The sequence below is a fragment of the Streptomyces sp. NPDC041814 genome, from assembly GCF_055590565.1.
Genome location: NZ_JBVJAM010000005.1, coordinates 141,985 through 154,873 on the forward strand (window position 1 = coordinate 141,985; position 12,889 = coordinate 154,873).

Below are 12,889 nucleotides of genomic sequence, written 5' to 3' on the forward strand. Positions count from 1 at the left end.
AAGGAACACCGATGAACCGACCCCGCGGCCGCGCGCCGATCGTGCTGGCCCTCCCCGCGCTCCTGGCCGTCGCGTTCCTGCTGCTGCCACTGGCCGGCATCCTGGCCCGGACCTCGTGGAGCGAGCTGGGCACGCATCTCACCAGCGAGTCCACCACCCAGGCGCTGACGCTGTCGCTGATCGTCTCCGGCTGGGCGCTGGCCCTCTCCCTCGTCCTGGGGGTGCCGCTGGCCTGGCTGCTCGCCCGGATCGACTTCCCCGGCAAGGTCTTCGTCCGCTCGCTGGTGCTGCTGCCGATGGTGCTGCCGCCCACGGTCGGCGGGGTCGCCCTGCTCCTCGGCTTCGGCCGCCGGGGGCTGCTGGGGCCGTGGCTGGAGGACTGGTTCGGGATCACGCTGCCCTTCCACACCTCGGGCGCGGTGCTCGCGGCGACCTTCGTCGCCATGCCGTTCCTGGTGATCAGCCTGGAGGGCGCGCTGGGCGGGCTGCGCCCCCGTTACGAGGAGACGGCGGCCTCGCTGGGGGCTTCGCCGGTACGGGTGTTCTTCACGGTCACACTGCCGATGGTGGCGCCCGGCCTGGCCGCCGGGGCGGCGCTGACCTGGGCGCGGGCGCTCGGCGAGTTCGGGGCGACCATCACCTTCGCGGGAAATCTCCCGGGCACCACGCAGACCCTGCCCCTCCAGGTCTACCTGCTCCTCCAGGACAGCCCGGAGGCCGCGACCTCGGTGTCGCTGCTGCTGCTCGTCATCGCCATGGCGGTGCTGCTCGCGCTGCGGGGGCGGTGGACGGGGACGCCGCAGGCCCGTACGCGTACGCGGGAGGTCATCGACGAGGAGCCCGGGGCCGCTGTCGCTCCGGAGGACGCCCCCGGGGCCGTACGGGAGGACTGGCCGCTGCACGCCGAGGTCACCGGCTTCAACGAGCTCACTCTCGACGCGGGGGCCGGGACCACCATCGCCGTCGTCGGCCCCAACGGCGCGGGCAAGACGACCCTGCTGCGCGCCCTGCTCGGCCTCACCCCGCGCGCCCACGCCCGCCTCCTGCTGGGCGGCACCGATGTCACCGCCCTGCCCGCCCACCGCCGGGGCGTCGCCTGGGTCCCGCAGGACGGCGCGCTGTTCCCGCACCTGAGCACCCTCGCCAACACCGCTTACGGGCTGCGCGCGAAAGGGGTACCGCGCGCCGAGGCCCGCCGCACCGCACTGGAGTGGCTGGACCGGCTCGGGGTGGGGCAGCTGGCCGCCCGGAAGCCCGCCCAGATCTCCGGCGGCCAGGCGCAGCGCGTCGCGCTGGCCCGCGCGCTGGCCGCCCGTCCGCGCCTGCTGCTGCTCGACGAACCGCTCGCCGCGCTCGACCAGACGACCCGGTCCCAGGTCCGGCACACCCTGCGCCGCCACCTCGACGGCTTCGGCGGCGTCTGCCTCATCGTCACGCACGATCCCGTGGAGGCCGTCGCGCTCGCCGACCGGGTCCTCGTCCTGGAGGACGGCCGCACGCTCCAGGACGCCCCGCCCGCCGAGGTGACCCGGCACCCGCGCTCCCCCTGGGTCGCCCGGATGCTCGGCCGCAACGCCTGGCCCGGCACCGCCACCGCCGACGGCCTGGCGTGCTCGGGCGGCGGTCGCCTCGTCGCGGCCGACCCGCTGCCGGCCGGGACGCCCGCGCTCGCGGTCGTCGCGCCCGAGGCCGTCTCCGTGCACCGGGAGAAGCCCGGCGGGAGCCCGCGCAACGTGTGGCCGGGGACGGTGCGCGAGATCACGGCGGGCGGGAGCCGGCTCCGGGTGCTGGTGGGCTCCGAGCAGGCGCCGGACCTGGTCGCCGAGATCACCCCGCAGGCCGCCGCCGAGCTGTCTCTCGCGGACGGGGCGCGGGTCTGGACCGGCGTCAAGGCCACCGAGGTGACCCTCGTGGCGCTCTGAGCCTCAGTAGACGTCCCGGACGTACCGCTTGTCGGCGGCGAGCTGCTTCACGTACAGGGCGGCGGCCTCCGGGTCGAGCCCGCCGTGCGCGACGGCGATGTCCCGCAGCGCCCGGTCGACGTCCTTGGCCATCCGGGCCGCGTCGCCGCACACGTAGAAGTGGGCGCCGTCGCGCAGCCAGGACCACAGCTTGGCGCCGTGCTCGCGCATCCGGTCCTGGACGTAGACCTTGGCGCGCTGGTCGCGCGAGAAGGCGGTGTCCAGGCGGGTGAGGGTGCCGTCCGCGAGGAAGGACGTCAGCTCCTCCTCGTAGAAGAAGTCGGTGGCCCGGTGCTGTTCCCCGAAGAACAGCCAGTTGGGGCCCGGGTCGCGGCGGGCGCGGCGCTCCTCCAGGAAGCCGATGAAGGGGGCGACACCGGTCCCGGGGCCGACCATGACCATCGGTGCGTCGGGGCGGGCCGGGGGCCGGAAGTGCGGGGCACGGCGGACGAAGACCGGGACGCGGGTGTCGGGGGCGGCGTCCGCGAGGAACGGCGAGCAGACCCCGGAGCGGGGGCGGCCGTGGGTGTTCTCGTAGCGGACGACGGAGACCGTCAGGGAGAGGCGGTCCGGGTCGGTGAGCGGGCTGGACGATATCGAGTACAGGCGCGGCTGCAGGGGCCTGAGGACGGCGGCCCACTCCTCGGGGGTGGCCTTGACCGGGTAGGCGGCGAGGACGTCGACGGCCTGGCGGCCCCAGGACCAGCGGGCCAGCTCGCCCTTGTTGTCGGGCCGCAGCATCTTCTTCAGGTCCCGGTCGCCGGTGCGTTCGGTGACGAAGCCGAGCAGGGCGGGGGTGAGACGGGTGATGTCCAGGTGGGTGTGGAGGGCGTCGCCGAGCCGGAGGCCGCCGAGGCCGGAGACCTCGATCTCCGCGTCGGCGTCGAGGCCGGTGACGGAGAGCCACTCGGCCACCAGGTCCGGGTGGTTGGCGGCGTGGACGCCGAGCGCGTCACCGGCGGCGTACTCCAGGGCGGTCCCGGTGCCGCTGGTGTCGAAGGTGAAGCGGCGGACCTCCTTGCCGGAGCCGGGCAGCCCGAGCAGCCGGTTCCCGGCCAGCCGGGCGGTGACGGGCGCGGGCTTCGGGGTGCGGACCGGGGCGGGCGGGGGCGCCGGGGCCGGTTCGGTGGGCGGGGCGGTGAGCCCGGCGAGGACCTGGTCGAGCCAGCTCAGCGCGGACGGTTCGTAGTCGGGTTCGCAGTCGGTGCGGGGCGCGAGGCGGACGGCGCCCAGCTCGTCCAGGCGCCGGTCGAGCCTGCGCCCGTGACCGCAGAAGTCGTCGTACGAGGAGTCGCCGAAGGCCAGTACGGCATACCGCCTGCCGTCCAGGGGCGGGAGGTCCGCCGCCGTCAGGGCCTCCCAGAACCCGGAGCCGTTGTCGGGCGCGTCGCCGTCCCCGAAGGTGCTGGTGATCAGGAGGAGGTCGGCGGCGGGCGGCAGGGCGCGCGGGTCCGCCTGGTCCATGCCGAGGAGCCGGGTGCGCAGGCCCGTGGCGGTGAGCCGGTCGGCGGTGGCGACGGCGAACTCCTCGGCGTTGCCGGTCTGCGAGGCCCACAGCACGACGACCTCGCGGCCGGGGGCCCCGGCCGGGTCGGGCGCGGGATCGTCGGCGGGCGGTGCGGTGCGCGAGTACATGCCGGCCAGGACGCCGTTGACCCAGCGGGCGTGCTCGGCGCTGAAGGGGGCGCTGGGCGGGAGGACGGGGACGCCGGGGGTGCCCAGGGGCAGCCCGGCGAGGAAGCCGACGAGGTACTGGCGCTCGTGCTCGGCGAGGACGGGGGGCGGGGTGGTCTCCAGGCCGAAGACGGCCGCGGGCGCCTGCGCGGGCGCCTCCACCGGCAGCCGCACCGGCGCCGGAGCCGGGACAGGGGCAGGCGCCGCCGCCACCTTCGTCAGCGTCACCGCGCACACCTTGAACTCCGGCTGGTAGGAGACCGGGTCCACCGCGTCGCCGGTCACCGCGTTGACGCTGAGGTATTCGCCGAACAGGTCGTTCCAGTGGAACGGCGCGAAGCAGCAGCCCGGGGCCACGCGGTCGGTGACCACGGCGGGCAGCACGGCCCGCCCGCGCCGTGACTCGACCTCGACCTGGTCGCCCTCCGCGAGCCCGAGGCGGGCGGCGTCCTCCGGGTGCACCTCCACGAACGGTCCGGGGTTGAGCCGGTTGAGCCTGGCCACCTTGCCGGTCCTGGTGAGGGTGTGCCACTGGTGCTGGACCCGTCCGGTGTTGAGCAGGAAGGGGTAGTCGTCGTCGGGCATCTCGGCCGCCGCGATGTGGGGGCGGGCGAAGAAGCGCGCGCGGCCGGTCGGGGTCGGGAAGACCGGTCCGCCGCCGTCCGGGGCGAGATAGCGGATGGGGTTGCGGTCCGGCCCGTCGGCGGTGGGCGCGGGCCACTGGACGGGGGCGGCGCGCAGCCGTTCGTACGTCACGCCCCGCAGGTCGTAGCCGGTGCGGGGGTTCGCGGCGCGCTTGATCTCCTCGAAGACCTCCTCGGCGCTCTCGTAGGAGAAGGCGTCCTCGTAACCCATCGCGCAGGCGATGCGCGCGATGATCCGCCAGTCCGCGAGGGCTTCGCCGGGCGGCTCGACGGCCGGGCGGGCGAGGGTGAGGTTGCGTTCGCTGTTGACGAGGACGCCCTCCGCCTCGCTCCACAGGGCGCCGGGCAGGACGATGTCGGCGTAGGCGTTGGTCTCGGTGTCGGCGAACACGTCCTGGGTGATGACGAGTTCGGCGGCCTCCAGGGCCTCGATGACGGTGCGCCGGTTGGCGACGGAGGCGACGGGGTTGGTGCAGATGATCCAGCACGCCTTGATGTCACCGGCCGCCATCCGCTCGAACATCTCGACCGTTCCCCGGCCGCACTCGTCCTTGCGCAGGGTGCCGGGGGGCAGGCCCCACAGCTCCTCGGTGAAGGCCCGGTCCTCGTCGTCCAGGAGTGACCGCTGCCCGGGGAGCCCCGGGCCCATGTAGCCCATTTCGCGCCCGCCCATCGCGTTGGGCTGGCCGGTGAGCGAGAGGGGGCCGCTGCCGGGGCGGCAGATCGCCCCGGTCGCGAGGTGGAGGTTGATCAGCGCGTTGGTGTTCCAGGTGCCGTGCGTGGACTGGTTGAGCCCCATCGTCCAGCAGCTCGTCCACTCCCCCGCCTCCCCGATCCACCGGGCGGCCTGTCGCAGGTCGTCCTCCGGGATGCCGGTGATCTCCGCGACGGTGGCGGGCGGGTAGTCGGCCAGGAACTCCGGCATCTCCTCCCAGCCCTCGGTGTGCGCGGCGATGAACGCGGGGTCGGTGTGCCCGTTCGCGTGGAGCAGGTGCAGGAGGCCGTTGAGGAGGGCCAGGTCGGTGCCCGGGTTGACGCGCAGGTAGAGGTCGGCCTTGTCGGCGGTGGCGGTGCGCCGGGGGTCCACGACGATCAGCTTGGCGCCCGCCTTGACGCGGTCCAGGAGGCGCAGGAAGAGGACCGGGTGGCAGTCGGCCATGTTGGAGCCGATGACGAGGAAGACGTCCGCGCGGTCCAGGTCGTCGTAGGAGCCGGGCGGCCCGTCGGCGCCGAGCGACAGCTTGTAGCCGCTGCCCGCGCTGGCCATGCAGAGCCGTGAGTTGGACTCGACGCGGTTGGTGCGGACGAACCCCTTGGCCAGCTTGTTCGCGAGGTACTGCGCCTCCAGGCTCATCTGCCCGGACACGTAGAAGGCGACGGCGTCCGGTCCGTGCGTGTCCATGACCGCCCGCAGCCGCCGCGCGGTGGCCGCGACCGCCTCGTCCACACCCACCGGTACGGGCTCCGCGCCGCGCTCGGGCCGTACCAGCGCGGTGGTCAGCCGGCCGGGGGCGGCGAGCATGTCGGCGGTGGTCGCGCCCTTGGTGCAGAGCCGCCCCGCGTTGGCGGGGTGGGCCTTGTCGCCCGACGCCTTGAGGACCGTACGCCGCCCGTCGGGTCCGGCGGCGATGTCGAGGACCATCCCGCAGCCCACCCCGCAGTACGAGCAGACCGTACGGACCTGAGTGGCGTCGGCCGACGAGCTCTGTGGGGGCACCGGGGAGACCTTCCGTGAATCGGATCGTGCTCCGACGGTAGGAAGGTGCCGTTACGCCGGTGTGGCACCGGCCGATCATGGGCGGTAACGCTCGTCGCACACCGGCCGGGCCGCCGGTGTGAGAAGACGGGCCGCTCAGGTCTCCTCGGTGAGCTGTTCGTCCAGGTCGTCGAAGAGCAGTTCCGCGTGGTCGACCTGCCCCGTCCGGTACGCCGAGCGCGCGACCAGGTGGGCGGCGACCGGGCCGGTCATCATCTGGAAGAAGCCGATCAGCGCGAGCGTCGCGAGGTCCATGCCGCTGCGCAGCCGCAGCGCGACGCCTGCGAGCACGATGAGCATGCCGAGCGCCTGCGGTTTGGTCGCGGCGTGGCTGCGGGACAGGACGTCCGGCAGCCGCAGCATGCCGAACACCCCGAGCAGACAGATCGCGGCACCGAGCAGCACGAGTGCCGCGCCCGCCGTGTCCAGGATCTGGAGCCAGACGCTCATGACGCGGAGCCGCCGTTCCGCCGGTCGCCGGGGTGGTGCGGATGGCCCGGTGGCCGGTCGCGTACGGCGATGAAGCGCGCGATGCCGACCGAGCCGGTGAAGCCGAGGATGGCGAGGACCAGCATGATCGGGAAGTAGAAGGGGTCGCGGGCGAACGCGGATTTGGCGCCGAGCCCGGCGATGATGAGCGCCGCGCAGACGTCGAGCGCGATGGCCCGGTCGAGCATCGAAGGGCCGCGCCAGATGCGCGCGAGCAGCAGCACACCGGCGACGAGGATCAGGACGACGGCCGCCACGAGCAGCACCCGGTCCACGGTCTGGGGCACGCTCATCGGCCGTCCTCCTGGTCTCCCGGCGGTCGGCCGGTGTGTGATGTCCGCGGGGGCGGGGCTGCCACCCGCTCGATCTCGTCGCGGGTGCCGAAGGCGCGTACGGTCAGCTCCTCCAGGCGCCACACGGACCGCCGGGCCGCTTCGAGTTCGGCGGGGTCGCCCGCGTCCAGGACGTGCAGGAAGACGGTGGCGGTGGCGCGGCGGACCTCCACGACGGAGCCGTCGGGCACGTTGGACACGGTGACCGCGGTCGCGGCGAGCATCAGGTCGGAACGGCAGCGCAGCGGTACGGCGATGACCGCGGCCCGGCGCGAACGGCCGCCGTGGATCTGCCGGGTGACCTTCACGCCGGAGGTGTACATGTCGTACAGCAGATAGCCGGCCAGTCGCAGGATGCCCCAGGGGTGCAGCCGCAGCCCCAGATCGACCTTGGGCAGCGGGAAGGCCAGGCAGACGGCCACCGCGACCACGGCCCCGGTCAGCAGGTTCGCCCAGTTCAGGCTGGACCAGAGCAGCACCCAGATGACGGTGAGCCAGGCGATCAGCGGCAGGTCGAGCACCCGCCGGCGCCGGGCGCCGAACGCGGCGCTGAACGGCGGCAGGTCCTTGTTCCGGAAGGAGAAGGCGACGAGGCGTTTCACGGGCCCAGCACCTCCTGGGTGTACGGCGTGCGCGCCAGGAGTTCGGCGGCGGCGCGGTCGGTGTACGAGGTGAGCGGCCCGGCGAACACGGTGAAGGCGAGGCCGAGGCCGACCGCGGCGGCCGTCGCCCAGGTCATCGGGCGGGGCAGCACGCTGGTGGTGGTGACGGCGTGGCCGTGGAGCGTGGCGGCGACAGCGAGCCCGGCGGGCTGGTGACGGACGCGGACGCCCTCGTCGCCGGTGCCCGCCATCCGGTCAGGGCCCTCGTCGGCATCGTCGTCGTCGCTGTCGTCGTCGGACTCCAGGACGGTGCCGGCGGCGGCCTGGCCCGGGGGCGCGGCCCGCCAGAAGGCGAGGTTCCAGACCTTGGCCATCACGTACAGCGTGAGCAGGCTGGTCGCGGTCGCCCCGGCGACGAGGATCCAGGCCCACACCCCGCCGTCGGCGACGCCGGCGCGCATGAGGCCCAGCTTGCCGATGAAGCCGGACAGCGGCGGGATGCCGGCGAGGTTCATCGCGGGCACGAAGAAGAGGACGGCGAGGGCGGGGGCGGCCCTGGCGATGCCGCCGATCCGGGTGAGTTCGGTGGTGCCGGTCCGGCGTTCGATGAGCCCGGCGACCAGGAACAGCGTGGTCTGGACGGTGATGTGGTGGACGACGTAGACGATCGCGCCGCCGTACGCCTGCCGGGTCGCCAGGCCGATGCCGAAGACCATGTAGCCGATGTGGCTGATGAGGGTGAAGGAGAGCAGCCGCTTGAGGTCCGTCTGTGCGACGGCCCCCAGGATGCCGATGATCATCGAGGCGAGGGCCGCCGCCATCAGCAGGTCGCCGAGCCGGTTGCCGGGGAAGAGCAGGGTCTCGGTGCGCAGCATGCAGTAGACACCGACCTTCGTGAGCAGTCCGGCGAAGACGGCGGTGACGGGGGCGGGCGCGGTCGGATAGGAGTCGGGCAGCCAGGCGGCGAGCGGGAAGACGGCCGCCTTGATCGCGAAGACCGTCAGCAGCATGGCCTGGATCAGGGTCTGGACGCCCAGCGGGAGCGCGCCCAGCCGTTCGGCGAGCTGGGCGAAGTTGGCGGTGCCGGTCGCCGCGTACGTCATGGCGATGGCGGTCAGGAAGAGCATCGAGGAGAACAGCGAGATGATCACGTACGTGGAGCCCGCCCGGATGCGCGGACCGGTGCCGCCGAGCGTCAGCAGGACGAAGCTGGCGACGAGCATGATCTCGAAGCCGACGTAGAGGTTGACCAGGTCACCGGCGAGGAAGGTGCACGACACCCCGGCGACCAGGATCAGGTACGCGGGGTGGAAGACGGCGACGGGCGTCTCCTCGTCCCGGTCCGCCATGCCCTGGCCCAGGGAGTAGACGAGGACGCACAGGGTGATGGCGGAGGAGACCGTCAGCATCAGCCCGGAGAGGCGGTCGGCGACCAGGGTGATGCCGAGCGGCGGCGCGAAGTCCCCGAGGTGCACGGAGAGCGGCCCGTCCGTGTCGGCGGCGATCATCAGGGCGACCGAGAGGCCGAGTACCGCGGTGAGCACGGCGACGCTGATGAGGCGCTGGATCTGCTTGAGCCGGGTGCCGAAGGCGAGGCTCAGGCCGGTCGCGCAGAGCGGCAGCAGCACCGGCAGCGGGACGAGGGCGTTCATCCGGTGCCTCCCGGCGGGTCGGATTCGGAGTCGGTGCCGGGCCCCGGCGGGTCCTCGGCGCTCTTCGCGTAGTCCTCCGGGTCCGCGCCCAGGACGTCGTGCCACAGGTCGCCGGTGGCGTCGCGGCCCCGGGCCTGGAGGGCCCGGTCGGCGCGCAGCCGGGCCCGCAGGCGGCGGCGTTCGTCGCGGTAGGCGCGGCGGGCCTCGGCGCTGCGGTCGCCGTCGGCCCGGAACCGCGTGCGCAGTTCGTCGCGCTCGTCCAGGACCTCGGCGCGCAGGACGATGCGGCGGTCCTCCAGGTCGTCGTGGACCTCGTCGGTACCGGTCAGCTGGTGGCCGCGGTAGGCCATGGCGAGCAGGAACGCGGTGGTGGCGAGGGTGATGACGATCGCGGTGAGCGCGATGGCCTGGGGCAGGGGGTCGGTGACGCGGCCGAGGTCGACGCCGTACAGCAGTGGTTCGCGGCCCGCCCGGCCGGTGGCGGACATGATGAACAGGTTGATGCCGTTGCCCGCGATGACCGCGCCCAGCAGGATGCGGGTGAGGGGCCGGGTCAGCATGAGGATGCCGCCGACGGCGCAGAGGACCGTCGCGGTGGCCAGGAGCGAGGCGCTGACGGTCACGGTGTGGCCTCCCCGGTCTCCGGTCCGGCCCGGCGGGCGGCGGCCTTCTCGGCGGCGGCGCGCTCGATCTGCCGGTCGATCTTGGCGCCGAGGGCCCGCACGATGTCGAGGACGACGCCGAGGACCAGCAGGTAGACCCCGCAGTCGAAGATGACCGGGGTGCCGAATTCGAAGTCGCCGACGAGCGGCCAGTGGCCGTGGTACGTCCAGGCGTGCAGGACCGTTCCGTCGTAGAGGCCGAACAGCGCGACGCCGGTCGAGACGAACAGGCCGAGCCCGGTGAAGAGGCCGGGTTGCAGGGGGGCGGCCTCGGCGAGTTCGAAGCGGCCGCCCGCGAGGTACCGGGTGATCAGGGCGAGACCGGCGACGAGACCGCCGACGAAGCCGCCGCCCGGCATGTTCTCGGCGCAGAACAGCAGGTATACCGAGAGCACCAGGATCGGGTGGAACAGCAGCCGCGTCACCACCTCGAAGACCACGGACCGGTGCTCGGGCGCCAGCGTGGCGCCCGCCGCCAGCCAGCCGCGTTCGGGCGCCCCCTCGTCGCCCTGCGGCACCCCGGTCAGCGGTTCGGCGGTCACGGACCAGGCGGTGCGGCCCCGTACCTCGGCCGGCGCCGCCGCCCCCTCGGCGCGGCGGTGCAGGTAGATGAGGCTGGTGACGCCGATCGCGGCGGCGGCGAGTACGGCGGACTCCCCCATGGTGTCCCAGGCGCGGAGGTCGACGAGGATGGTGGCGACGACGTCCTTGAGGCCGTGGTGCGCGGTCTCCTCGACCATGGCGGCGCCCGCCGGGGAGGCGGTGCGCGCGGCGGCGGCGACCCAGACGACCACGCCGAGGGTGGCGGCGGCGGCCAGGGCGACCGGGATGCGCACGGCCCGCCGCCAGGTGCTGACGGACTCCTGGAAGTGCACCGGCATCCGCCGCAGGACCAGCACGAACACGATCATGGACACGGTCTCGACGCAGAACTGGGTGAGCGCCAGGTCAGGGCCGCCCTGGACGACGAACAGCAGGGCGGTCCCGTAACCGGTGAGTCCGGCCAGGACCACGGCCTTCATACGGCGCCTGACGGTGAGGCAGAGGAGGGCCGCCGCGCAGGTGAGGGCGGCGACGGCGCCCTGGAGCGGGACGTCCCAGAGCCGGGGCGGGGACGCGCCCCGCCAGGGCTGGTCGGCGATGAGCACGGAGAGCTGTCCGGCGAGCATGACCAGCAGGGTCGTCGCGAGGTACACGGAAAGGGAGCCGCGCTGGACGAAGCCGGTGGCCTGGAGCGAGAGCCGTTCCAGGCCGAGGAGCAGCTGGCCGAAGACGCCGTCGGCGGTGGGCCAGGCGATGCGCCGGGAGAGCCGGGCGACCCGGTCGCGCGCGGCGAAGAGGACCGCGCCGGCCGCGGTGGCGACCGCGGAGAGCAGGAGGGCGGTGCCCCAGCCGTGCCAGAGCGCGAGGTGGTACGGGTGGGCGGGGGCCGGGAAGGCGTCCGCGTAGGCGCTGAGCAGCCGGTCGGTCCAGCCGACGCCGGGGCCGAGGACGAGCCCGCAGAGGGCGAGCGCGGCGGGGGCGGCGAGGAAGGCCGGGCCGACGCGGTGCACGGGGGTGTCGGCGACCCCGGGTTTGCGCAGGAAGCCGCCCCAGATGAACCGGGCGGTGTACGCCACGGTGAGCGCCGAGCCCGCGACCGTGATGCCGAGGGCCCAGCGGTCCGCCGTGTCGCCGTGCAGCAGCGCCTCGAACGCCGACTCCTTCGCGGCGAAGCCGAGCATCGGGGGCAGGGCGGCCATGGAGAGGCCGGCGAGCACGGCGACGGCGCACACCTGGGGCAGGGCGCGTCCGACGCCGGAGAGCTTGCGCAGGTCACGGGTGCCGGCGGCGTGGTCCACGATGCCGGTGACGAGGAAGAGCGGGGCCTTGAAGAGGGCGTGGCCGAGGATCATGACGGCGGCGGCCAGCGCGGCGTCGCGGTTGCCGACGCCCGCGAGGAGGGTGAGGAAGCCGAGCTGGCTGACGGTGCCGTAGGCGAGGACGATCTTGAGGTCGTGGAGCCTGAGGGCCCGCCAGCCGCCCAGGAGCATCGTCGCGGCCCCGAGGATCATCACGACGGGCCGCCAGCCGGGCACGTCGGCGAAGGCGGGGGCGAGCCGGGCGACCAGGTAGACCCCGGCCTTGACCATCGCGGCGGCGTGCAGATAGGCGCTGACGGGGGTGGGCGCGGCCATGGCGTTGGGCAGCCAGAGGCTGAACGGCCAGACCGCCGACTTGGACAGGGCCCCGCACAGGATGAGAAGGACGGCGACCTGGACGGCGGTGGTCGCAGGGGGCGGGTCGGCGAGGATCGCGGAGACGCGGTAGGTCCCGGCCTCCTGACCGACGATCAGGAAGCCGATCAGCATGGCGAGACCGCCGAGCGTGGTGACGGTCAGGGCCTGGAGGGCGGAGCGCCTGCTGTGGCGCTGCTCGCTGTCGTATCCGATGAGCAGGTACGAGAAGACGGTGGTGAGCTCCCAGAAGACGTAGAGGGAGATCAGGTCGTCGCTGAGGACGAGGGCGAGCATCGCGCCGGCGAAGGCGAGGAGGTTCCCGGCGAATCCGGCCAGCCGGGGTGTCGTGTCCCGGAAGTACGAGGCGCAGTACAGCAGGACGAGGGTGCCGACGCCGGACGCGAGCAGGACCATGAGTTCGGCGAGCGCGTCGAGGCGCAGGGCCACGGAGACGCCGTAGTCGGGCATCCAGGCCCAGGACCAGTCGACCGAGGAGCCGGAGGCGGCCGTCTCCCACCGGGTGAACGCCCAGCAGGTGGTGACGGCGGGCGGCAGCGCCAGGACGAGGAAGGCGCGCGCGCCCAGCCGTCGCACCAGCGGACGCGCGAAGGCCGCGAGAACGAAGTGGGCGACGATGAGCGCGGTCATACGGCGGGGCGGCGCAGTGCGGCGGCGGGCGGCGGGGTGTGCGGGGTTACCGAACGGACAGAGAGCACTAAATACAGATATATCCCCGGCGTCGCTTCACCCGTCCGACCCGCCGCACCCCGGGCGGCCGGTCACATCACAGGGGGCGTCGCCCCTTCATGGCGATCATGTGCGTGCCACATGTTGAACATGTGATCCCACTTACTTTTCTTTTTTGCATTGTGACTACTATCTATCCGTCCTGGTTCTC

At 73.5% G+C, this 12,889-nt stretch carries 8 protein-coding genes; 1 reads left to right on the forward strand and 7 read right to left on the reverse strand.

What is annotated here, in order from left to right; genetic code table 11:
• Positions 1-11 precede the first annotated feature (11 nt).
• A complete protein-coding gene (locus ACZ6C6_RS15360; RefSeq protein ID WP_469202925.1) occupies positions 12-1,922 on the forward strand; it encodes an ABC transporter permease in 1,911 nt (636 codons plus the stop codon).
• 3 nt (positions 1,923-1,925) lie between these two features.
• Here the strand turns inward: ACZ6C6_RS15360 and ACZ6C6_RS15365 are convergent, their stop codons facing one another.
• From ACZ6C6_RS15365 to ACZ6C6_RS15395, 7 genes are all read right to left on the reverse strand, one after another.
• The gene (locus ACZ6C6_RS15365) at positions 1,926-5,921 is read right to left on the reverse strand and encodes a molybdopterin-dependent oxidoreductase (RefSeq protein ID WP_469203337.1); all 3,996 of its coding nucleotides are present in this window, start codon (positions 5,919-5,921) and stop codon (positions 1,926-1,928) included.
• A 210-nt stretch (positions 5,922-6,131) separates the two neighbouring features.
• Complete coding sequence (mnhG, locus tag ACZ6C6_RS15370) at positions 6,132-6,485, reverse strand: monovalent cation/H(+) antiporter subunit G (protein ID WP_469202927.1); 354 nt, start codon at positions 6,483-6,485, stop codon at positions 6,132-6,134.
• On the reverse strand, positions 6,482-6,817 hold the full coding sequence (locus tag ACZ6C6_RS15375) for an MrpF/PhaF family protein (protein WP_469202929.1): 336 nt from the start codon (positions 6,815-6,817) through the stop codon (positions 6,482-6,484). Before ACZ6C6_RS15375 ends, mnhG begins: the two co-directional genes overlap by 4 nt.
• Positions 6,814-7,458 carry a Na+/H+ antiporter subunit E gene (locus tag ACZ6C6_RS15380; protein ID WP_469202931.1) on the reverse strand — a complete coding sequence of 215 codons (645 nt, stop codon included), beginning with the start codon at positions 7,456-7,458 and terminating at the stop codon, positions 6,814-6,816. The genes ACZ6C6_RS15375 and ACZ6C6_RS15380 overlap by 4 nt, the downstream gene beginning before the upstream one ends.
• On the reverse strand, positions 7,455-9,110 hold the full coding sequence (locus tag ACZ6C6_RS15385) for a Na+/H+ antiporter subunit D (RefSeq protein WP_469202933.1): 1,656 nt from the start codon (positions 9,108-9,110) through the stop codon (positions 7,455-7,457). The genes ACZ6C6_RS15380 and ACZ6C6_RS15385 overlap by 4 nt, the downstream gene beginning before the upstream one ends.
• Positions 9,107-9,733: a Na(+)/H(+) antiporter subunit C gene (locus ACZ6C6_RS15390; protein WP_469202935.1), complete on the reverse strand. Its 627-nt coding sequence runs from the start codon at positions 9,731-9,733 to the stop codon at positions 9,107-9,109. The genes ACZ6C6_RS15385 and ACZ6C6_RS15390 overlap by 4 nt, the downstream gene beginning before the upstream one ends.
• A complete protein-coding gene (locus tag ACZ6C6_RS15395; RefSeq protein ID WP_469202937.1) occupies positions 9,730-12,639 on the reverse strand; it encodes a Na+/H+ antiporter subunit A in 2,910 nt (969 codons plus the stop codon). The genes ACZ6C6_RS15390 and ACZ6C6_RS15395 overlap by 4 nt, the downstream gene beginning before the upstream one ends.
• Between the last annotated feature and the right edge of the window lie 250 nt (positions 12,640-12,889).

Excerpts from the sequence above, each read along its gene's own strand:
- ACZ6C6_RS15365 (WP_469203337.1), bottom strand. The coding sequence starts at position 5,921 with ATGGTCCTCGACATCGCCGCCGGACCCGACGGGCGGCGTACGGTCCTC.
- ACZ6C6_RS15395 (WP_469202937.1), bottom strand. The coding sequence starts at position 12,639 with ATGACCGCGCTCATCGTCGCCCACTTCGTTCTCGCGGCCTTCGCGCGT.
- ACZ6C6_RS15385 (WP_469202933.1), bottom strand. The coding sequence starts at position 9,110 with ATGAACGCCCTCGTCCCGCTGCCGGTGCTGCTGCCGCTCTGCGCGACC.
- ACZ6C6_RS15375 (WP_469202929.1), bottom strand. The coding sequence starts at position 6,817 with ATGAGCGTGCCCCAGACCGTGGACCGGGTGCTGCTCGTGGCGGCCGTC.
- mnhG (WP_469202927.1), bottom strand. The coding sequence starts at position 6,485 with ATGAGCGTCTGGCTCCAGATCCTGGACACGGCGGGCGCGGCACTCGTG.
- ACZ6C6_RS15360 (WP_469202925.1), top strand. The coding sequence starts at position 12 with ATGAACCGACCCCGCGGCCGCGCGCCGATCGTGCTGGCCCTCCCCGCG.